Consider the following 21,104-nt stretch of genomic DNA (forward strand, 5'->3'; position numbering starts at 1 on the left):
CGAGCCATCGGTTCATGCGATGTGCGGTCTGTTTGAGGCGTTCCGTGGGCCGGCCCGGCCTACGGCGGCGGAAGCGCGGCTATGAGCACCGCAATTTAATGCAGCTCTCAGTTCGTTCTCAGTAGGGGTCGGCAGGCTGGACAGCGGATATGAGCAGAAAAGGGAAACTATGACCGAGGATTTCACCAGTCGGCCGACGGGGCCGGAATCGGGACCGGTGCCGCCCTCGACCCCGCAGACCGGGCCGCCGTCGGGCCTCGGGCCCGGCGAGTCCACCGGACCCGGTCATGCGCCGGGGACCGGGGCGCCGCGGTATCCGGGTGGGCCGCAGTTTCCGGATGGCCGACCGGCCGATACCGCCGCGTATCCGGTGGCCGGCGGCTCGTTCGCCGGGCCGCCGCCCGGCGAGTCCGGGCAGTTCTACGTGGCGGCCGCGCCGCCGCCTCCGCCCCGGAGCCCGGTGCGTACCGGCCTGGTGGCCGGTGCGGTCGCGCTGGCCCTGGTGAGTGGCGGGATCGGTGGCGCGGTGGGTGCGCTGGTCAGCGATTCGGGTGAGCGGCCGGCGGTGACCAATGCGCTGGACGGACCGGTGCCGAAGGTGCAGAACACCGCGAATGCGCCGGCCGGCTCGACCCAGGCGGTGGCGCAGCGGGTGCTGCCGTCGGTGGTGATGATCGAGGTGGCCAGTAACCGCGGGCAGGGGGAGGGTTCCGGGGTGGTGTTGTCCTCGGACGGTTTGATCCTGACCAACAATCATGTCGCGGCCGGGGGTGGCGGGAACGGCGATATGTCGGTGACCTTCTCCGACGGCAGCACGGCGCAGGCTTCGCTGGTGGGAGCCGATCCGGTTTCCGATCTCGCGGTCATCCGGGCACGCGGGAAAACGGATCTGCAGCCGATCGAACTGGGTAGTTCGGCGAATCTGCAGGTCGGTCAGCCGGTGGTGGCCATAGGTTCGCCGCTGGGGCTGGCGGGCACGGTGACCACGGGAATCGTCTCGGCGATGAATCGCCCGGTGTCGACCACCGGGGAGGGCGGCAACGATCCGACCGTGCCGAATCCGGTGATCGACGCGATCCAGACCGATGCCGCGATCAATCCGGGTAATTCCGGGGGCGCGCTGGTCGACGCCCAGGGCCGGCTGATCGGGATCAATACCGCGATCGCGAGCCTGGGGTCCTCGGGTGCGGGGGGTCAGCAGAGCGGTTCGATCGGGCTCGGGTTCGCGATCCCGGTGGATCAGGCGCGCCGGGTCGCCGACGAGTTGATCGAGAGCGGTCACGCAACGTATGCGCAGATCGGGATGACAGTGCAGCGGGACGAGTCGGTGCACGGTGCGCGGGTCCTCGATGTCACGCCGAACGGTCCGGCGGCCGCGGCGGGGATTCCGTCCGGGTCCATCGTGACCCGGTTGGACGACCGCACGATCGATTCCGGTGACGCGCTGGTCGCCGCGGTGCGGTCGAAGCAGCCGGGAGACAGGGTGACAGTGACGTATACCGATGAACGCGGTGGAAATACCCGTACGGCCGAGGTGACCCTCGCCGCCGCCGCGGTGGAAGGAGGCCGATGATGCAGAAGGTGGCCGGGGCTGGGCACGCGGCGCTCGCGATCGACGCTACGGTGAGCGGTATGGAAATCGATGCTCCTGTTGCGGGGCGTGCACTGGTCGTGGTGGTGGACGATCGAACTGCGCACGGCGGCGAGGATTCGCTGGGCCCGCTGGTGACCGAACTGCTCACCGAGGCGGGGTTCCTCGTCGACGCGTCCGTTTCGGTGGAGGCCGACGAGGTGGCGATCCGCAACGCGTTGAATACCGCGGTGATCGGTGGCGTGGACATAGTGATCTCGGTCGGTGGCACCGGTATGTCGCCACGTGATGTCACGCCCGAGGCCACCTCCGAGGTGCTCGACCGGGATCTGCCCGGGATCAGTGAGGCGTTGCGGGCGTCGGGACGGGTGGCCGGTTCGCTGGATGCCGGGCTTTCCCGTGGGCTGGCCGGCATCTCGGGAAGCACCTTGGTGGTGAATCTGCCGGGTACCCGGGCCGCGATCCGCGACGGAATGGCGACGCTCGGACCGCTGGCGAGCCGGGTGATCGGTGAGCTGTCCGGGCTGCTGGAATGAGCCGGAGCGGGCAGTATGAGTGAGGGCCAGACCCCTGAGGTCCCCCGTCGGGCGAACCGCCGGACGGGGGATCCGGCGCGTCTGGACCGGATTTTCGGTGAGGTACTGCCGTCCACCACGCGTGACGAGCGGGACGACGGCGCGGTATCCGGTGCCGACGACGACTGGTGGCGTTCGCAGGTGCCACCGCATCACGGGGGGACCGGGTGATTACGGAAATGGCTTGTCGCCCAACGCTTTTCGCCTGAATACTGGTCAGGCGTAGTTTCTGCGGAGAAAACGGAAGGCCCGAATTTATCCGAAAATGTCCGGTATCCAATGGGCAAGATTATAATGTCCCGCTCCCGGCGTCGGGTTTTTGTAGGGGGCTTCTCTTTTTGCGATTTCTTGACGCGGGATTTCCGCACCCGGCGACCGGCCCGGATGCCGGCACCTGCGTTTACCTACCGGTTCGCGCCACTTCGCATTCGAATGTGACTTGAATCACATTAACGTATAGCGAAAGCACCCTTTGTCCCACCTGTTGTCGACCGTTTAATCTCGGCTTCGTCGACCGCCGCAATGGCGGTCCGGTGTGGTTTCCGTTCGTGGATCCTGCCGGTCGCATTGGTGTGCATTGTCCGATTTGTGGCGTTGCACCGAAATTACAACAGGTCACCTGTAGGTAACAAACGAGCGAAACACTGGTCGGAGCCGGCGAGTCAGCTGTCCGAGTCTCGTAGGCCATGCTGTTTGTTCGACATGATGAGGGGAAATATGAGCGAGAACCGCACCGACGGTGTACGTAACGGCGCCAGGATCGCGGGTGTCGGTGCCGCGGCCGCCGTCGCCGTGGGCCTGTTGTCGGTGGGCGCCGCGAATGCCGATGCCTTCGTGGCGCTGCCCGACGGTCAGAAGGCCGGCCCGGGAGTGACCCTCACCCGTACGGGTGAGCATGCCGTCGTTTCGCCCTCCATGGCGGCCAACGGCGCGGGCCGGGTGGTCTGGGTCTCCGGAAACGCCATTGCCGATGTCGCAGTCACGCCCGAAGGCGAACCGGGTCCGAACAACGGCCCGACCGGGGCGGACGGGACCAACAACTCGTCCACGCACGGCACTTCCCAGCTCAACACCGGCTATATCGTCGGCTGCCAGGTGAGTATCGGAGAGGACGCGATCGGCCTGGGCGGATCGCTGGGCCTGTCCCTCGACGGCGGTAGCCTCGGTGGCTCCGTCGGCGTCGAATTGGGCCCGGGCGAAGTGGAATTCGTGCAGATCGACTTCAAGGACATCACCAAGCCCGGCAGGTACTCGGTGGAGTACCAGGACGCCGAGATCGAGATCCAGGGTTGCGCGGGTTACGCGCAGGCGCGGTCGTACACGGTGGTCGAGATCATCGGCGACCATTACTCGAAGACCACGCTGTACGGCCAGCCGTTCAGCATCGGCTGAGCTGCCGCGCCCGTCCACGTCGCATCGAATCTCTCTCGCGCACTCCGCGAGCTCTCCCAAGGGTGTAACTCTCATGATCAACCGTAAGAAACTGGCGCGCCTGGCCGGCCTCGGCGCCGCCACCACCATCGCGATGGGCCTGTTCTCCACCGGAGCGGCCAGTGCCGATACCTTCGTGCCGTTGCCGGGCGGCGAACTCGTCAAGACGCTGTCCGACGGCACGGTGGTGACCGTACGCATGGTCGGTGAGTCGGCGACCATCAGTCCGTCCATGGGCGCCACCCCGGTGCACCGCAACGCGTGGGCCTCCGGTAGCGCGCAGGTCGAGATCGCCGGCGGCGAGGACGTGGGCGGCAAGATCTACCCCGGCTATGTCGTGGGCTGCCAGGTCAATATCGACGGCGGCGGTGCCGAGGGTGGTGCCGGTGCCGATGTGGATACCGAAGGCGCCGTGAGCCCGAGCGCCGAAACCGGTGGAAACCTCACGATCGGCCCCGGTCAGGCGAAGTCGTTCTACATCCTCGATATCGAGGAACCGGACGACTACGGTAGCGAGGACCACGCTACCAACAACAGTTTCCAGGGCAACAGCGGCTCGGTGACCTGGTCCGATCAGACCATCGGCCTCAGTGGCTGCGGCGGTTACGCGCAGGCCCGCTCGTTTGTCAAAGTCGAGGTGGAAACCGAGAACGTGATCACCTTCGTCACGCTGTGGGGTCAGCCGTTCAGCCTCGGCTGATATCCGGCCCGACATACTGACACGTTTACGGGCCCGTCGCAGCCGCGGCGGGCCCGTATCCCGTTCCGGCAGCACCGGTTCCGCCGGTGCCCGGATCGGATTTCCCCAGTACCGTCACTTTCCGGCTACCTGACACTCATCCGGTCGACACACCGCGTCGGCGGCACGGTAGCCGAGTGTTCACCGGTTGTGTGGTTTTCGGTTCATCTGGTGGCTACAGCCGTCCCGCAAGCTCTATGAAGCCTGTTCTCGGGCCGCCCCGACATCGGATCGCTGCGATGGCGGGTGTCGCTGAAAACCTTGATGAGGGGAAATATGAGCAAGAACCGCACCACCGGTCTGCGCTGCGGCGCGCGCGCTCTGGGCGTCGGCGCTGTCGCGGCTGTGGCCATGGGCCTGTTCTCGACCGGTGCCGCGAACGCGGACACCTTCGTTCCGCTGCCCGACGGTGAGAAACTCGGACCCGGCGTGAAGATCACCCGTACCCATGAGAGCGCGCTCATCTCGCCGTCCCTGGCCGCCAACGGCGCGGGCCGGACCGTGTGGGTCTCGGGCAACGCAACTGCCGACGTCACGGTGACCCCCGAGGGTGAAGCCGGTCCGAACAACGGCCCGACCGGAGCGGACGGGACCAACAACTCCTCGACGCACGGTGCCTCGCAGATCAACACCGGCTACATCATCGGCTGCCAGGTGAGCATCGCCGACGACGCCATCGGTCTCGGCGGCTCTGTCGGTATCGAGGTGGGCGGCGGCAGCGTCGGCGGGTCGGTCGGTATCGAGCTCGGACCCGGTGAGGTCGAGTTCGTGCAGATCGAATTCAAGGACATCGAGAAGCCGGGAGTTTACTCCGTCGAGTACCAGGATGTGGAGATGGAGATCCAGGGCTGCGCCGGCTATGCGCAGGCCCGGGCCTACACCGTGGTCGAGATTATCGGTGACCACTACTCGAAGACCACCCTCTACGGGCAGCCGTTCAGCATCGGCTGATACCGGCACCGGTCGAATTCACCCACCACATCTCTCGCTGTAGCGAATTCAACCCCAGAGGGGCATAAACACATGTTCAACCGTAAGAAATTGGCGCGCCTGGCCGGCGTCGGCGCCGCTGCCTCGATGGCGCTGGGCCTGTTCTCCACCGGCGCCGCCAATGCCGACACCTTCATCCCGCTGCCCGGTGGCGAAATCACCAAGACCCTGTCCGACGGCACCGTGGTGACTGTGCGCCTGGTCGGCGAGTCCGCCACCATCAGCCCGTCCATGGGCGCGACCCCGGTCCACCGCAATGCCTGGGCCTCGGCCAGTGCGCAGGTCGAGATCGCCGGTGGTGAGAATGTCGGTGGCAAGATCTACCCCGGCTATGTCGTGGGGTGCCAGGTCAATATCGACGGTGGCGGTGCCGAAGGTGGCGCCGACGCCGATATCGATGGTTCGTCCGGTGAGGTCAGCCCCAGTGGTGAGGTCGGCGGCAACCTGACGCTGGGCCCCGGCCAGGCGAAGTCCTTCTATGTCCTCGATATCGAGAAGCCCGACGACTACGGCAACGAGGATCACGCCACCAACAACAAGTTCAAGGGCAACAGCGGCTCGGTGACCTGGTCGGATCAGACCATCGGCGTCAACGGCTGCGGCGGTTACGCGCAGGCGCGCTCGTTCGTGCGGGTCAAGGTCGAGACCGACAACGTGATGTCCGTGGTGACCCTGTGGGGTCAGCCGTTCAGCCTCGGCTGATCCGGACGTAAGGCTCATCCGGCCGGGTTCCCGGCTCGGCCGAACCCATATTCCGGTGGAGGGACCTGCCGCGTATTCGCGGTGGGTCCCTTTGGCTGTGCGGGGCCCGGGCGGTCAGTGGAAGATGACAGTGAGTGCGCTGTTCAGCGAGGCCGCGGCGACCACCGCTGCCCGGCGAGCATCCATTGCCACCAGCACGACCCGTTCGGCGCGGTGGTTGCCGGAATCCGCCGGCGGTCCCGACACCAGCACCACCGCGGCGTCGACCGCCAGGGTTCGAGCGAGCGCCGGATCCTCGTTTCCGGCGGCCACCACGTCCACCCGATCGCCGGCGCGCAGGATCTCGGTGATCGCGGTATCGGCCAGGCGGACGGGCACGATCCGGGCATCCGGCCGTCCGGTGGCCGCCGCGGCGAGCCGCGGTCCGACCACGCGCACATCGGTGAGCACCTCACCCGTTCGCAGGGCGGCGGTGAGCACGGAGCCGAGCAGGGGTGCGGGGTCGGTGGCCGCGCCCTCGGGTGTGGCATCGGGCGGATAGGACGCGAGGCGTAGATCCGCGGCGGCGAGCAGGTGGCCGGGGGGCAGGTCGCGGGACGCGACCACGACGGAGATACGCGCGTGGGCCGGATCGCCGCGGAGGAACAGCGTGACGGCCGTGAGCGCGCACAATACGGCCAGCGCGCGGCGCAGCAGTACCCCGTCCGCCCAGGACGGGCGCTCGGCGAACGCCTCACGCCAGGTGTTACCGGTGCCGAGGCGGGAACGTCGGCCGATGCCCGTACGGGCAGGAGGTCGGGTGCGGCTCATGGGCCGAGCGTATGAGTACTGCCCGGCTGCGGACCCGGGGTTGTGCGCGGTTGTGGACAACTTCCGGGGTGTGGATGGATCGCCCGCTGTGCCCGGCCGCCGTCGATTACCTGCCCGCCGGGGGCCGGGTCATGATCCGATTCTCAGCTGGCCGCTGCGGCGGGCGCCGAAGAGGTACCCGAGGAGCCCTTGTCGGAGCTCGATTTCGAGCCGGATCCCGAGGAACTCGACGAGGAGCTGTCGGATTTGGCCGGTTCGCTGGCGGTCGAGGCGCCGCTGCGGCTGTCGGTCCGGTAGAAGCCGCTGCCCTTGAAGACGATGCCCACCGAGTTGAAGAGCTTACGCAGGGCGCCGGAGCACTCCGAGCAGACAGTGAGTGCCTCGTCGGTAAAGGACTGGACGATATCGAAGCGGTTGTCGCACTGGGTGCACGCGTATGAATAGGTTGGCACTGGGTCCTCCGCAGTATTCGAGACTTAGCACTCTACAGCCGACAGTGCCAACAGTGCCAATCGCCGATTGATTCCCGGACGGTCTCTATTGTGTCGAGCGCCACCGTGGCGGCGTCTCACAGCGGCGCCACGCCGAGCCGGCGCAGGCCGCCGTCCGGGGTGAGCACCCAGGTCATCCGGATATCGTGCGGTTCCTCGGGCAGCCGCTCGACCACCTCGTCATCGCGGACGACGACGGTGCGCCGGGCTGTGGGATCGGCCATACCCAGGGTCCGGTCGTAGTAGCCGGCGCCCTGCCCGAGCCGGACCCCGCGCCGGTCCACCGCCAGCGCCGGTATCAGCAGCACCTCGGCCCGCGCGACAGTTTCCGGCGGCAGGACCGGACCCGCCGGTTCCAGCAGGCCGTAGCGACCCGGCCGCAGCGAGCCGGTGCCGGTGAACTCGGCCCAGGACAATGGGCCGGGCGCCCCCGTCACCGGCAGCAACACCCGGCTACCGGCCGCGCGCAGCGCCTCGGGAATCGCCACCGAACCGGGTTCCGCGCGCATCGGCACATAGGCGCACACCCACTCAGCGGGACCGAGGGCGGTGGCCGCGGCGGCCAGTGCCGCGGCCTCCGCGGCGCGTACGAGTTCGGGTAGCCGCGCCCGGCGGGCACGGATCTCCGCGCGCCAGGCCTGTTTGTCACGCTCGTCGGGCACAGGCACGGCGACAACCATAGGCTCTCACCGGTGCCGGTTTCGCCGCGAAGTCCGTGGCGAGCCGATGTACAGCCGTTTGGGCGGCACTCAGGGTGGATAGGGTGTGTATATGACAGAGAAGGCCGCAGAACAGGGCAGCGAGGGCGCCTCCGCGCCGGAACCGGGCTTCCGGACGGCCGTCGTGCCCGCGGCCGGGCTGGGAACCAGGTTCCTCCCCGTGACCAAGACCGTCCCCAAGGAACTGTTGCCGGTGGTCGACACCCCCGGTATCGAGCTGGTCGCCAGCGAGGCGGCCGAATCCGGGGCCAGTCGCCTGGTAATCGTGACCTCGCCCGGTAAGGACGGCGTGGTCGCGCACTTCGTGGAGGACCTCGTGCTGGAGAGCACCCTCGCCGAGCGCGGCAAGTTCCAGTTGCTGGAGAAGGTGCGCAAGGCCCCGGGGCTGCTCGACGTGAGCTCGGTGGTGCAGGAGGAACCGCTGGGCCTCGGTCACGCGGTCGCCCAGGCCGAAGCGGTACTCGACCCCGACGAGGACGCCATCGCGGTCCTGCTCCCCGACGATCTGGTGCTGCCGTGCGGGGTTCTGGATGTGATGAACCGGGTCCGCCGTAAACGCGGTGGATCCGTGCTGTGCGCAATCGATGTGCCCAAGGACCAGGTCAGCGCCTACGGTGTCTTCGACGTGGCGCCGGTACCCGACGCGGTCAACCCGAATGTCCTGCGCGTCAAGGGCATGGTGGAGAAGCCGGGCCTGGGCGAGGCGCCCTCCACCTATGCCGCCGCCGGTCGCTACCTGCTCGATCGCGCGATCTTCGACGCCCTGCGCCGCATCGGGCCGGGCGCCGGCGGGGAACTGCAACTCACCGACGCTATTTCGCTTCTCATCGACGAGGGGCATCCGGTTCATGTCGTCGTGCACCGTGGGTCGCGCCACGATCTGGGAAACCCGGGCGGCTATCTTCGTGCTGCGGTGGATTTCGCACTGGAGCGGGAGGAATACGGTCCCGCGCTACGCGAGTGGCTCCAGCACCGGCTGAGTCCGGAATGGAACCCGCAACTCACCGCGGACGAATGAGATCGCCTGCAGGGCGAGGACATCGGGAAGGGCTGGATGCGCTCTGTTGAGGATCAGCAGATCAAGGTGACCGCCGCGGCCGTCGCGCCGCGGCCCGTGCGGGTCGCGATCTCCGAGGCCCAGGGCCTGCTGTGCGCCGAGGACGTGGTGACCGAGCGGCCGCTGCCCGGTTTCGATCAGGCCGCCATCGACGGATATGCCGTGCGCAGTGTGGATGTGGCGTCCGCCGGCGCCGATATCCGCGACGAGGACGGCGAACTGGTCGACCTGACGCTGCCGGTGGTCGGGGAGGTGCTCGCCGGCTCCCGGCAGCCGATCCGGCTGCAGCCCCGGCAGACCGTCCGGGTCGCCACCGGCGCGCCGCTGCCGACCCTCGCCGACGCGGTGCTGCCCTTGGATTTCACCGACGGCGGCCGGGGCCGGCTCAAGGTCTACGAACCGGTGCGGTCGGGTGACTATGTGCGCCGGGCCGGTGACGATGTGCAGCCGGGGGACGTCGCGGTGCATGCCGGCACTATCATCGGGCCCGCGCAGGTGGGTCTGCTGGCGGCGGTGGGCCAGGACAAGGTGCTGGTCCATCCGCGTCCGCGGCTGTCGGTGATCTCGATCGGCGAGGAGCTGGTCGATATCGATCGCGCGCCCGGGCCCGGACAGGTCTACGACGTGAATTCCTACGCACTGGCCGCGGCGGCGCGTGATGCCGGCGCGGACGTGAACCGGGTCGGCATCGTCGACGCCGACCCGCGCCGGCTACGCGATGTGGTCGAGGGCCAGTTGGTGCGCGCCGAAGTGGTGGTGATCGCCGGCGCGGTCGGCGGATGGGCCTCCGATCAGGTGTGTGAGGCGCTGGAGGGGCTAGGTGAGCTGGAGATCGCCCGGGTGGCGATGCATCCGGGTTCGGTGCAGGGGTTCGGCCGTCTCGGCCGCGACGAGGTCCCCACCTTTCTGTTGCCGTCCAATCCGGTGGGCGCCCTGGTGGTTTTCGAGGTGATGGTGCGGCCGCTGATCCGGATCGCGCTGGGAAGGCGGCAGCCGATGCGGCGGATCGTCCGGGCGCGGACCATAACCCCCATCCAGTCGATGGCGGGTCGCAAAGGCTATCTGCGTGCCCAGTTGATGCGGGACGAGGCCACCGGTGAGTACCTGGTGCAGCCGCTCGGCAACAGCGCCGGGGCGTCGTCGCACCTGTTGGCCGCCATGTCGGAGGCCAACAGCCTCATCGTGGTCGAGCCCGACGACACCGAAATTCGCACCGGTGACAAGGTCCGGGTCGCGTTTCTGGCGCAGCGCGGCTAGAAAGTGGAGTCGATGAACGTTTTCCGGGCCACCCAGCACCCCGGGTGGCCCGCGCACCTCGGTCCGGTGCGGGTGTCTGCCGGCGAGGTGACATTGCGCCCTGTGCGGTTGCGCGATGCGGCGGCGTGGAGCCGGATCAGGTTGCGGGACCGGAACCATCTGGAACCGTGGGAGCCCACCGGGCGTGGTACCTGGGACGCGCGCAACCACGCCTCGAACTGGCCGCCGCTGTGGTCGAGCCTGAAGGCCGAGGCGCGTCGCGGCGCGATGGTCCCACTGGTGATCGAGGTCGACGGTGCGTTCAGCGGACAGTTGACGGTCGGCAATATCGTGCGCGGCGCGCTGTGTTCGGCGTGGATCGGGTACTGGGTGGCCAAGGATGTCGGCGGGCAGGGAGTCGCGACCGCGGCGCTGGCACTGGGGCTCGATCACTGTTTCGGTCCGGTGGGCCTGCACCGGGTGGAGGCGACCGTGCGGCCGGAGAATCTGGCGAGCCAGGCGGTACTGCGCAATGTGGGATTCCGGGAAGAAGGCCTGCTGCGTAGGTATCTCGATGTGGACGGCGCGTGGCGCGATCACCTGCTGGTCGGGATGACGGTGGAGGAATTGTCCGGCCGGGTGGTCGATCGGCTGGCTCGGGAAGGACGGTTGACGCTGCGGTGACGTACCGCCGGAAACCGGCCTGCCCGGACCCGGCTTTGGTGGAAATGTGACTCATGTGGCGGAAGTGCACGGCGCGCCTGCCGTGTTGCGCCCCTACTCGGAATTAACCTACGGACGTCGGTGGTGCGTCCTGTGCCACCGGTGGAGGGCTCGTACCACGATCTGCGAGACGTACCCGCGGGGAAGGACTCCGGCGTCGGGACGCACACGGTTCATGGCGGGAGCTCGGACGACGACCAGGCGGGACGGAGGTGCTGACGACGATGCCGAATTCGATCCTGTGGATCGGGCTGGTCGTGCTGTGGGTCTTCGTCCTGTTTCCTATCCTTGCCGACCGGCATCCCAGAATCCGCCGGACAACCGACACGGCCCTGGCGACCCGGGTACTGCATCGCGGAGATTCCAAACGGCGTAAGGGAAGTGGGCATGCCCGCAAGAAGCGGACCACGCGGCCTTACCGAAAGCGTCGCCACGCCAATGATGCGGAGGATCCGATGAGCACATCGGCCGAGGAGAACGGTATCGCAGCCGACGAGGAGCAACCGGAGGAGGCTGCCGGCGATCGGCCCGGCGGCGCCGGGCCCGAAACCGTTGCCGACGGCACTGCGCACGACACCGAATCCGGCGAGGGCTGGGACGACGAGGAATCCGAGCGCGACGAAGAACGCGACGAGGAGATCCGGTCGGCCGAGTACGCCGATGCCAACGTTCCCGCGCGCATCCCGCCCGTACGGGCGACGATGCGGTCGCCGGACCCCGAATACGACGACGAAGAAGATGATTTCGTGCCGTCCCGGCGCGGGCGCGGTGGTTACGACCCCGAAGCCGACGCCGTCGCCCGGGCCGCGCGCTATACCTTCCGGCAGCGCGCCGTGGTCGCTCTGGTCCTCGGTGCCGTGCTGTGCGGCGGCCTCGCGGTCGCCGTCGCCCCCATTTTCTGGTGGGGTTGCGGGGGCGCCGTGCTGTCCCTGGGTACCTACCTCGGTTATCTGCGCAAGCAGGTCCGGATCGAACAAGAGATCCGCCGACGGCGCAGCGCCCGGCTCACCGGCCGGGGCCGGGAAACGGCCGGGCACGGTCCCGCCGATTCCGGGACCGCCTCACCGCGCAGTGCCCGACCCGGAATGGACCGGGATACCGCACGCGCGTTGCGCCGCCGCGCCCACCTGCTCGAGCCCGACGACGAGGATCCGGCGTTCGAGCACCTGGACGCCTATGACGCATCCATCGCCCGTACCGTGCGCAATCGGGCGACCGGCGGTGATATTCGCCGGGCCGCAGGCGCGTGACGGGTACCGGGTCCCGCTGCGCCGGACGGCTCTAGCGAAGAAACTGCAGGTCAGGGCCCCGATTCGGATTCCGGTATCCCTGTTTGCTAGAGTGGCACAGCGCGGTTCACCGAGCCGCACGGGGCTATAGCGCAGTTGGTAGCGCGTCTCGTTCGCATCGAGAAGGTCAGGGGTTCGATTCCCCTTAGCTCCACAGTCCGACAAATGGTCCCCGACCTGCTGAATGCAGGTCGGGGACCATTTGCGTGGGGGCCCGTACGGCCCACCCTGCGGGCATTACGCCGTCCTCGTCGCGATCGAAGTGGCGGGAGTGACCTATCTCGTCGGACTCCGGGAGGGCGTACCGCTACATCGTCGACCGGATCCGTCGGCAGGCCGGATGCCACGGGGGTCGGTTCATCGAACCGGATCGTCCGGCACCGCCGCGGCGGCGTCGGCCGTGACGGCGTAGCCCGCCGGGTCGGGATGGAGATGGTCGCCGCTGCCGTAGCGCCGGTCCAGGGCGTCGGGTCGGATTCGGCGGCGTGCGAACGTGCTCGGACCACGTACTTCCCACGTCGGCAATCGATTCGATGAGAGGCGGAGTGTCGCATGGTCTCGAATCGGCGAACGCAATAGTGCATTTTTGCCGCCGGTGAGTTATATCCATCGACTATTGTCATCGCCTGAACAAACTGTCCGATACGCGGTACGACCGAATCGAGAGCCGATCATGTTTGAACAGAGTGTGATGGTGCCGGGCGACGTTCGCACGCGGCCGGCGGTGCCCGCGGCCACCTCGGGCCTGCCCACGGCGACACAGTTGCTGTGCAGCTTCCAGGGGACCCGGTTCGATGATCACGAGGTCCTCCGCGCGGCGCGGGCACTGGCCGTGCTGCACGGCCACCGGGTGACTCTGCGCGATGTGCACACGGTCGCCGAGGTCGACAACCGCCGCCGGGAGCTGGTCGAGGATATCGACGAGTGGGTGGATGCGCGGTCCTGGCAACGTGACGCCGACGTATCGATCCACGCCGAAACGCTGGGGGCGGTGATCGATCGCATGGCCGGGGGCTGGGTGGACGCCAACCAAGTGGTCGAGATCGACGGCACGCGAGACGACCATGCGCGTAAACGCTGGCACCGGCTGGCCGAAATGATCGACGGCTATACGAAACTGATCACCGAGCTCGTCCGGGGTGGGCGGCGACTGCCCGGCCGGCTGTGACGCCCGCTCGTGGTGCGTGCCCGCCGTCGCGAGCGTTCCGCCCGGCTCGGCGGTGACACCGGCATCAGCGGCCCAGCACCGCGAGCATTCCCGAGACGGCCGCGGGCCAGGTGAACTGCTCGGCTCGCCGCCGGGCCGCACCACGCCGCTGCGCGGTCGGGCGGGCCAGTACATCAGTGACCGCGTGCGCGAACGCCGCCGGATCGTCGGCGGCGACCGCGCCGCAGTCGGCGGTGACGATATCGGCCAGCGCCGAGGATCTGCTCGCGACCACCGGGGTGCCCGCGGCCAGCGCTTCCAGCGCGGCCAGCCCGAAGGTCTCGTGCGGACCCGGGGCCAGCGAGATGTCCGCGGTCGCCAGCAATCTCGCCACATCCGATCGGTCACTGATGAATCCGGTGAAATGTACCGCGGGCAGGCCGCCCGGCAGTTCCGGCAGCAGCTCGGCCCGGCGTTCGAGTGCGTCCCGGCGCGGACCGTCACCGGCGACCACCAGACGGGCGTCCAGCCCGTCCCGGCGTAGTTCGGCGAGCGCTTCGATACTGCGCTCGGCGCGTTTCTCCACCGACAGCCGGCCGCAGTGCACCAGCAGCGGTTGCCCGGGCACACCGAGGTCGGCCCGCAGGCCGTGGTCGTGACGGCGCGGGTTGAACAGGTCCAGATCCACACCCAGCGGCACCATCTCGACATTCGGGGCGCCGATACGCCGGAACTCGGCCCGCGCGAATTCGGTGGTGCAGACCACCATGTCGTATTCGGCGGCGGTGTGCCGGTTGGCGATATCGGCGCAGCGCCGGGCGATCCGGTCCGGCATGATCTGCCCCAGCAGCCGGTCCAGGCGCTCATGGGAGATCATCACCCCGGCCACGTTCCGCCGCCGCGCCCAGCGGCCGAATCCGCGCAGGGTGAGCCGGTCGGATACCTCCAGCACGTCGGGCCGCAGGCCGTCGAGGATATCGGCGACCCGGCGCGGGCCGGCGGCCCGGTAACCGCCCGTCCACGGGATCTCGACCGCGGGCAGGGTTATCCGCAGCGCTCCGCTCGGCAGTACTTCTTCGGTGCGCCGCGGTCCGGGCACGATCAGCACGACCTCGTGGCCGGCGGCCACATAGCCCGCACCGAGATGGTGCAGCGCGGTACGCAGACCACCCGAACGCGGGCCGTAGAAATTCGCCAGTTGCACGATGCGCACGTTGCCGATCGTTGCGCGGGCCGGGTTACCCCCGGAACCGAGACGTTGAACTCGCGGTGAAGGCCGCGTGTTATTCGGCCTCGAATCGCTACGGGGCAGGCATACCGCGGCCCACCCGCGGCAGGTCCAGATTCAGCGGGATCCGTCCGAGGGCCAGATGTTCGCCGACCTCGTCGGCGGGCAGCGGGCGCGCGATGAGGAAGCCCTGGGCCCGGTAGCACCCCAGACCGACCAGGGTGCGGGCCGCGACCGGTGTCTCGACCCCCTCGCCGACTACCCCGAGGCCGAACGATCCGGCCAGCCCGATGATCGATTTCACGATGGCCAGGTCGTCGGTACTGGCCCCCAGGCGCTGCACGAACCCGCGGTCGATCTTCACCGCGTCCACCGGCAGCGCCTTGAGATGGGAGAGCGAAGAATAGCCCGTGCCGAAATCGTCGATGGCGATCTGAACACCCATCCGTTTGAGCCCCCGCAGCGTGACCTGGGTACGGGCCAGATCCTGCACCACCACGTGCTCGGTGATCTCCAGGCAGATCGAACTCCCGTCGATTCCGAAATGCCGCAGGATGTCCTCGATCCGTTCCACGAAATCCAGGCTCACCAGCTGCACCGGTGAAACATTGATCCGCATGACCGTATTCGTCGCGAGTCCCTGCCGGCGCCACTGCGCGAACTGCGCGCAGGCGGTGCGCAGCACCCAGCGACCCAGCTCGCCGGCGAGGTTGGTGGCCTCGGCAACGTTGACGAACGCACCGGGCGGGAGCAGGCCGCGGGTCGGGTGCATCCAGCGGACCAGCGCCTCCATGGCCACGATCCGGCCGGTGCGCAGATCCACTTCGGGCTGGTAGTGCAGGATCAGCGATCCGTCGGCCACCGCGCTGCGCAGGTTCAGTTCCACATCGTCCTGGAGTTCGAACTGGGCCCGCATGGCGTCGGTGAACAGAGCCACCCCGTTGCCGCCGCCGGATTTGGCCGACAGCAGCGCGTGGTCGGCTCGCCGCATGATGTCGGAGACGGTGGTCTCACCCGGGATACCGACGGCCACCCCGACGCTGGCGCCCCGGCTCACCGACTCACCGCCCACGGTGACCCGGCGGCTGATCAGTTCCTGGATCCGGGTCGCCTCGTATTCGGCGGCGACGGTGTCCATGGGTTTGGCGGGCACGATCACGAACTCGTCGCCGCCGAGGCGGGCGATCATATCGTTGGGGTCCATATTGTCCCGTAACCGCTCGGACAGGGTCCGGATGAACTTGTCCCCGGCGGTGTGGCCGAGGAAGTCGTTGAGGGCCTTGAGCCGGTCCAAGTCGAGGAAGAAGGCCGCGACCGGGCCCGGACTGCCCGGTTGCAGCCGCTGCTCCATATGTTCCAGCAGCGCGCGCCGGTTGGCCAGACCGGTCAGGTCGTCGTGCAGGGCGATGAAGCGGAGCTTCTCCTCGGCTTCCACCCGGGCCTGCAACTGTGCGAACAGGGTGGCGATGGCTTTGAGCACGTTCAACTCGCGGGTACTCCAGTCGCGGTCGCCGACCTTGACGAAACCGAGCAGGCCGGTCGACCGGCCCCGCGACACCAGCGGAACCGCGGCGGAGCTGATATCGCCCAGTCCCGACGCGGAGTGGATGGTCTGCTGGTAATCGGCGGCGCTGGCCGGGATGAGAAACGGTTCGGTGGCGTGCTCGAGTGATTTGAAGACCGAATCCGCCTGATCGAAATACACGATCTTGAGCGGATCCGGTTCGGGCACGTCCTGGCGCGGTGGCCACTCGGCCACCAGCACCGTGGATCTGTTCGCGGGATCGTTGTGCCGCAGGTAGCTGAAGTCGACGTCGAAATAGTCGATCAGCATGGCCAGCACCTGCTCGGTCGCCGACACCATGGTCGCCGAGTCGACGCCCATCAGCTCCGCGGCGACTTCGGTCACCAGCGAGTCGAGTGTCCGCCGAGGCACCTGATCTCCGATCACACTATCTGCGGCTGTCCGCGCCCGGTACCGGGCGCCGTCGGCTCCGCACGCTGGCAGCTGCCGCGTAACTCAGGCGTAGTACCAGCGCCACGCTGTCCTGTTCCGGCACTTCCAGTATTTCCAGGAAACGACCCTGAAGTGTGGACAGTCTATCCGCGTATGCCGGGGAGAGCGCATCCAGTTCGGTACGGGATCGAGAAAACAGGAAGACGGGCGACATCGGCTGGACGGCCAGACCGGACCGCTGCGCCTGGATCCACAGCCGCTGTACCGCGGCCCCGGCGCGGGCGTAACCGGTCAATGCCCCGGGCTCGGCGCCCGGATCGGGAGTGAAGGTCACGGCGACGACGGCCGAACTGGAGCGCACTCTGTCGCGGGCGTAGTCGCCCAGTGCCGCACCCGCCGACCAGCTGTGCAATTGGGCCATCACATCGGCGCGTCGCCCGATCTGCAGGGCGACCCGCTCGTCGGGTGCCAGTTCGAGCGACCGGGTGTCGATACCGTCGGTCAGGTCCTCGCCGGGCCAGCGCATCTCCGCGAACATCTCGCGGTGCAGCAGCGGCGTGAGGTAGCGGATCCGGTCCGATTCGGCCAGGACGGCGGCCAGGGCACGGATTCCCGGCGAATCGGCGACGGCCCGCATCCGCGCGCCTTCGGCCACCGCGGCCGCGGCCAGCCCGGCCAGGACACCGGCCGGGATCTGCCCGCCGTAGCCGAGGCGGCGGTTGGTCTCCCGGGCGAGTGCGTAGGGATAGTCCGCCGCGAGTGCCGGGTCGGTGTCGCCGCCGTGCCGTAGCACCGCGGTGAGCGGGGAGTCCGGTTTGGTGCCTTCGAGGTATTCGTGGGGGCCGAGTAGGTCGTAGGCCGCGGCCGCGACCCGGGCGTTGTAGAGGGCGGCGCCCAACGCCACCGCGCTGCCCCGGTAGCCGATGTCCAGGGCGGTGCTGTAGCGCGGCTCGAGCACGATCCGCAATTCCTGTGGCGCAGTGTGCAGGGACCACGGCTGGACGTTGCCGCCCGAGGGCGCGCGTTGCGCGCAGACCAGGATGCGGTCGATGGTGGTGCCGGCCGGGTCGTCGGACTCGGGGTCGGCGAGATATTGCTCGTTCTCGATATCCGGGTCGGCCAGCGCGTCGAGCGCCTGTTCCACATCGACACGGGTGCGGCCCGACCGCAGCGGCCGGCCCAGCCCGATCCGGCGGATCGCGGTCGCGACACTGGCCGCGCCGAGCACCACGTCGCCGCTGAGTTGGGGCCAGCTGTTGAGGGTCTCGCCGACCTCCACCAGACTGCCCGCCATCCGGGCCGACAGATCGCGCGCACCGAGCAGGCCGACGACGTAGGGCGCCTTGTCGCGGGTGGACAGGCCACGCAATTGTTCGGCCCCGGTATCGCCGAGCAGGCCGTGGAACGGAGCCCGGTCCGGTTCCAGGTCGAAACGTTCGACGTCGAGCAGACCACGGTCACTGGTCTCCATGATCAGCGGCAACCGGCGGCGCCGGGCGGCTTGCCGGATGAGCAGTTTGATATCCAGGGAATCGCATTCCTCCACAACGATTCCCAGACCGTCGACGAAATCGTCCGCGGTTTCGGCGTCCACGCCGCCGCCGCGCACTTCCACGGGCAGGTACGGATCGAGTTCGGCGATCCGCCGGGCGGTGACGATCGCCTTGTTCACCGCGATATCGAACAGAGTGGCGGGCACCCGGTTGAGGTTGGACAGTTCGAGCTCGTCGAAATCGGCGAGCCGCAACCCACCGCAAACACCCTCCTGCGCCAGGGTGTAGGCGATGGCGTGACCGACACTCTGGCCCACCACCCCGACCGTGAGTGTGCTCAGCCGGTCCTGTTCGGTCCGGGTGAGCTTGTTGCGGTTGCGGTCCAGGCGGATCGCGCGGAAGGTCCGCGGTCCCGGCAGCACGAGCACGCTGCGCCGCCACGGGTAGTACACCCAGCGGTCGTCGGCCGCGCTCTCGCCGGTGTCCGGGGGATCGTTGAGCCGGGCGAACTCCGCGGCCAGCAGCCCCCGCAGATCGTTGAATTCGGTATGCGGGGTGGCGCGTAGTCCCGCGAGGGCGCGTTCGTCGTCGGGATCGCTCGGGTCCAGGATCAGCGGCCGGTATTCCACCCCGAGATCTGCCTCACCGACCATATGCATGGCATTCCTCCCCGCTGTGCCCGAACAGCCGATGCGACCGCCGTGACCTCGGTTCAGCTAATCCCATAGCGCGAAGTTCACCACGCATCAGCAGATACTGCAACTTGTCAGCAAATACGTGGTAGGTCCGGGTGTCCCACCAAATGGGCAGGGTGCGATAGCGCTCGTCGGGGTAGGGCACCGGCGGGATCAGCTGGGCCGCCACCCCGCCGCTGGCGCGGTGGCGTTCGGTGGTGAACGAGGCGACCGTGGCAAAGCCGTACCGGGCGTTGAGCAGACGCGGTGCGTGGGCCATGCAGCGCGAGATCGCCGCGGTCAGGTCGTTGCGCCGGGGCGCGTCCCGGGCGACCCACACCGCCCGGGATTCCACCACCCCGCGCGGAATGCGCCGGGCCATCATCAGAGCCAGTTCGGCCGCGCCCGCCCGCCCCGCCCACGGGGCGAGCGAGCCGACCTCGGAGACCCAGGTGTAGGGACCTTGGACGCGTAGCCCCGCGACCACTTCGTCGCGGGCGTCGGTGGCGGCGAAGAACAGGGTCGTCGATGACCCGTCGCGTACACCGTCGTAGTCCAGGGCGGGTTCGTTGCCGAAGTGGCGGTACGCTTCCCGCGCGCCCATCAGGTATCGACGCCACAGGCCGGGGGAGCGATTCGGGGTGGTTACGCAGAGGGCGTAACCGGAGACGTTGTCGCGAAATCTCACAATGCGGCCGTGGCACGGGTCTTCCTGGCCGACTGCGATCGTTTCGACAGTCATGCAGTTCCTACTCTTTCGCCGCACGACGCGAGGGCCGTGCGGGATCTGTTGTCCAGCAGCCCGACCGACGCCCCGGCTCGTCGGCGTGCCCAGTGCAGTATCCGTCATCGGAAGACAATTGACCAGAACTCTGGTTAATCTTCCGGAAACCAGCTCTGTGCTGGATCGTTATCGCAGGTCAACCTGGATGAATTCGAAATGCTCCGATACCACCAGACCGGTTGGTACCGAGTTGGTTACCTATTGGCAACGACTCGCCCGGTCCGAGGTCAGGGGGTGATGGAGATGAACAGCTCCACCGACTCCGAGCCGTGCCAGATCTCGATCTCCTCGCGGTAGGCCCGGGTGATCTCCGCCGAAGCGGTCGCGTCGTCGACCTGGGCCCAGACGTCCTCGACCGGATCGTGGTAGTCGCCGTTGGGTACGAACCGGGCGTAGACCCCGCGCGGGACCCGGACCAGTACATCGCCGACGGGGGCCTGGCCCGGGTCGGTGTACTCGAAACACACCAGTGCGTTGTAGGTTCCGGTCGGTGTCCGGACGTACACGGTGTACATGGGCCGCTGTCCGTCGGCCGATCCGGCGGCGTCCAGCCGCTCGCGCACCCGGTCCTTGAGGAACTCGATGAGCTCGCTGTTGCTGACCTTGAAACTGGGCCGGACCTTCGGGAAGACGAGTCCGGCGTACACGGATTCGCCGCGCACCACGATCGTGTAGGTCATCGGGCCTCGACCGCCAGATACAGATCGATCTTGTAGGCGTGTGGGTAGAACTCGAAATCACCGGAGAAGGTCCGGTTGATCTGGTGGTGTTCCTCGGCGTAGGCGATCTGTGTCCACAGGCTGGTCATGATCTGAGGGAAATTACCCACCGAGGAGAATTTCGCATAGGTGCCCCGCGGCAGCCGGGCGACCAGATGCCCACGGGTGACCTCGTCGAACGAACTGCACTGATATCCCACTATCTGGGTGTTGTAGGTACCCAGCTCCGTCGAGTAATCCGTGTACGCAGTGGCGAGGGGGCCGCCCAGCTCGTGATGGAGTACCGACGCCCAGGCGCCTTCGAGGTCGCGGTCGTACAACTCACCGAGCGCGCGCTTGGGGCTGCGTACCGGAAGTCCGGCGACCCACGTCTCGTCCCGCTCGACGAATTCAAACTGCATGGAACGACTCTTTCGAGATGTGTCCTGGTCGGCAAGCCGACCGAATGGTCGGCTGGACCCGCCATGCTATCAACCGACTGCGCTGCCGGCCGGTTGCCCGCGCCCGGCATCGTGGCCCGGACCCGCCGAGTGCGGGACGGCGGGGTCGGCCGAGTTCCCGCGGTCCGATCCAGAACCCATTATCGTGGGCCGGAATTTCTCCGCGCGCCCTCGTCGGGCAATTCAGGAGTAATCGGCTTCAATCGCCGGATTGCACGCACTGCGAGTTGAATTAGGCATTCTACTCCAATTCTCAGTACTGGGAATTTTCGCAGGTATTGTTTCGTAATTCACCACGGTGGGCCCGAT

Annotated in this window: 21 protein-coding genes and 1 tRNA gene; 13 read left to right on the top strand and 9 right to left on the bottom strand. The window is 67.9% G+C overall.

Annotated features, from left to right (window positions below; all coding sequences use genetic code 11):
- Nucleotides 1-169 precede the first annotated feature (169 nt).
- From NS4_RS24315 to NS4_RS24345, 7 genes are all read left to right on the top strand, one after another.
- Nucleotides 170-1,573, top strand: a complete 1,404-nt coding sequence (locus NS4_RS24315) for a S1C family serine protease (RefSeq protein ID WP_084487663.1) — start codon at nucleotides 170-172, stop codon at nucleotides 1,571-1,573.
- Nucleotides 1,573-2,127, top strand: a complete 555-nt coding sequence (locus NS4_RS24320; protein ID WP_439955808.1) for a MogA/MoaB family molybdenum cofactor biosynthesis protein — start codon at nucleotides 1,573-1,575, stop codon at nucleotides 2,125-2,127. Before NS4_RS24315 ends, NS4_RS24320 begins: the two co-directional genes overlap by 1 nt.
- 15 nt (nucleotides 2,128-2,142) lie before the next feature.
- Nucleotides 2,143-2,337 (top strand): hypothetical protein, encoded by a 195-nt coding sequence (locus tag NS4_RS24325; protein WP_063061817.1) that lies wholly within the window; start codon nucleotides 2,143-2,145, stop codon nucleotides 2,335-2,337.
- Nucleotides 2,338-2,883: 546 nt separating this feature from the next.
- Nucleotides 2,884-3,558, top strand: a complete 675-nt coding sequence (locus tag NS4_RS24330; RefSeq protein WP_063061818.1) for an MspA family porin — start codon at nucleotides 2,884-2,886, stop codon at nucleotides 3,556-3,558.
- 73 nt (nucleotides 3,559-3,631) lie between these two features.
- Complete coding sequence (locus NS4_RS24335; RefSeq protein WP_063061819.1) at nucleotides 3,632-4,297, top strand: MspA family porin; 666 nt, start codon at nucleotides 3,632-3,634, stop codon at nucleotides 4,295-4,297.
- Nucleotides 4,298-4,612: 315 nt separating this feature from the next.
- Nucleotides 4,613-5,287: an MspA family porin gene (locus NS4_RS24340; protein ID WP_063061842.1), complete on the top strand. Its 675-nt coding sequence runs from the start codon at nucleotides 4,613-4,615 to the stop codon at nucleotides 5,285-5,287.
- Between the two features lie 72 nt (nucleotides 5,288-5,359).
- Nucleotides 5,360-6,028 (top strand): MspA family porin, encoded by a 669-nt coding sequence (locus tag NS4_RS24345; protein WP_063061820.1) that lies wholly within the window; start codon nucleotides 5,360-5,362, stop codon nucleotides 6,026-6,028.
- A 114-nt stretch (nucleotides 6,029-6,142) separates the two neighbouring features.
- Here NS4_RS24345 and NS4_RS24350 read toward each other — a convergent pair whose 3' ends face one another.
- The 3 genes from NS4_RS24350 to NS4_RS24355 form a co-directional block, all read right to left on the bottom strand.
- Entirely contained in the window at nucleotides 6,143-6,838 is a 696-nt protein-coding gene (locus NS4_RS24350; protein ID WP_084487664.1) for an SAF domain-containing protein, read from the bottom strand.
- 143 nt (nucleotides 6,839-6,981) lie between these two features.
- Complete coding sequence (locus NS4_RS31695; protein ID WP_084487665.1) at nucleotides 6,982-7,290, bottom strand: FmdB family zinc ribbon protein; 309 nt, start codon at nucleotides 7,288-7,290, stop codon at nucleotides 6,982-6,984.
- A gap of 116 nt (nucleotides 7,291-7,406) precedes the next feature.
- Nucleotides 7,407-8,009: a 5-formyltetrahydrofolate cyclo-ligase gene (locus NS4_RS24355; RefSeq protein WP_063061821.1), complete on the bottom strand. Its 603-nt coding sequence runs from the start codon at nucleotides 8,007-8,009 to the stop codon at nucleotides 7,407-7,409.
- A gap of 91 nt (nucleotides 8,010-8,100) precedes the next feature.
- On the opposite strand from NS4_RS24355, the gene NS4_RS24360 reads away from it, so the two are divergent.
- The 6 genes from NS4_RS24360 (at nucleotide 8,101) to NS4_RS24385 (ending at nucleotide 13,521) form a co-directional block, all read left to right on the top strand.
- Nucleotides 8,101-9,066, top strand: a complete 966-nt coding sequence (locus NS4_RS24360; RefSeq protein WP_063061844.1) for a UTP--glucose-1-phosphate uridylyltransferase — start codon at nucleotides 8,101-8,103, stop codon at nucleotides 9,064-9,066.
- Between the two features lie 36 nt (nucleotides 9,067-9,102).
- Nucleotides 9,103-10,362: a molybdotransferase-like divisome protein Glp gene (gene glp / locus NS4_RS24365; RefSeq protein WP_063061822.1), complete on the top strand. Its 1,260-nt coding sequence runs from the start codon at nucleotides 9,103-9,105 to the stop codon at nucleotides 10,360-10,362.
- Between the two features lie 12 nt (nucleotides 10,363-10,374).
- Nucleotides 10,375-11,025, top strand: coding sequence for a GNAT family N-acetyltransferase (locus NS4_RS24370; RefSeq protein ID WP_063061845.1), 651 nt, complete (start codon nucleotides 10,375-10,377; stop codon nucleotides 11,023-11,025).
- A 263-nt stretch (nucleotides 11,026-11,288) separates the two neighbouring features.
- Nucleotides 11,289-12,314 carry a divisome protein SepX/GlpR gene (sepX, locus tag NS4_RS24375; protein WP_063061846.1) on the top strand — a complete coding sequence of 342 codons (1,026 nt, stop codon included), beginning with the start codon at nucleotides 11,289-11,291 and terminating at the stop codon, nucleotides 12,312-12,314.
- 120 nt (nucleotides 12,315-12,434) lie between these two features.
- Nucleotides 12,435-12,507: transfer RNA gene (locus NS4_RS24380), tRNA-Ala, on the top strand.
- A 519-nt stretch (nucleotides 12,508-13,026) separates the two neighbouring features.
- Nucleotides 13,027-13,521, top strand: coding sequence for a DUF4254 domain-containing protein (locus tag NS4_RS24385; RefSeq protein ID WP_245665680.1), 495 nt, complete (start codon nucleotides 13,027-13,029; stop codon nucleotides 13,519-13,521).
- A 64-nt stretch (nucleotides 13,522-13,585) separates the two neighbouring features.
- Here the strand turns inward: NS4_RS24385 and NS4_RS24390 are convergent, their stop codons facing one another.
- The 6 genes from NS4_RS24390 to NS4_RS24415 all read right to left on the bottom strand — a co-directional run bounded on the left by NS4_RS24390 (nucleotide 13,586) and on the right by NS4_RS24415 (nucleotide 20,756).
- Nucleotides 13,586-14,713 carry a glycosyltransferase gene (locus NS4_RS24390; protein ID WP_063061823.1) on the bottom strand — a complete coding sequence of 376 codons (1,128 nt, stop codon included), beginning with the start codon at nucleotides 14,711-14,713 and terminating at the stop codon, nucleotides 13,586-13,588.
- An 88-nt stretch (nucleotides 14,714-14,801) separates the two neighbouring features.
- Nucleotides 14,802-16,664, bottom strand: a complete 1,863-nt coding sequence (locus NS4_RS24395; RefSeq protein ID WP_281219921.1) for a bifunctional diguanylate cyclase/phosphodiesterase — start codon at nucleotides 16,662-16,664, stop codon at nucleotides 14,802-14,804.
- Nucleotides 16,665-16,680: 16 nt separating this feature from the next.
- Nucleotides 16,681-18,831 (bottom strand): Rv1355c family protein, encoded by a 2,151-nt coding sequence (locus NS4_RS24400; protein WP_157106213.1) that lies wholly within the window; start codon nucleotides 18,829-18,831, stop codon nucleotides 16,681-16,683.
- On the bottom strand, nucleotides 18,821-19,594 hold the full coding sequence (locus tag NS4_RS24405) for a hypothetical protein (protein ID WP_174552130.1): 774 nt from the start codon (nucleotides 19,592-19,594) through the stop codon (nucleotides 18,821-18,823). The genes NS4_RS24400 and NS4_RS24405 overlap by 11 nt, the downstream gene beginning before the upstream one ends.
- 269 nt (nucleotides 19,595-19,863) lie before the next feature.
- Nucleotides 19,864-20,316: a GyrI-like domain-containing protein gene (locus NS4_RS24410; RefSeq protein WP_063061825.1), complete on the bottom strand. Its 453-nt coding sequence runs from the start codon at nucleotides 20,314-20,316 to the stop codon at nucleotides 19,864-19,866.
- Complete coding sequence (locus tag NS4_RS24415) at nucleotides 20,313-20,756, bottom strand: GyrI-like domain-containing protein (RefSeq protein ID WP_063061826.1); 444 nt, start codon at nucleotides 20,754-20,756, stop codon at nucleotides 20,313-20,315. Before NS4_RS24415 ends, NS4_RS24410 begins: the two co-directional genes overlap by 4 nt.
- Between the last annotated feature and the right edge of the window lie 348 nt (nucleotides 20,757-21,104).

Source organism: Nocardia sienata NBRC 100364, assembly GCF_001613205.1.
GTDB lineage: Bacteria > Actinomycetota > Actinomycetes > Mycobacteriales > Mycobacteriaceae > Nocardia > Nocardia sienata.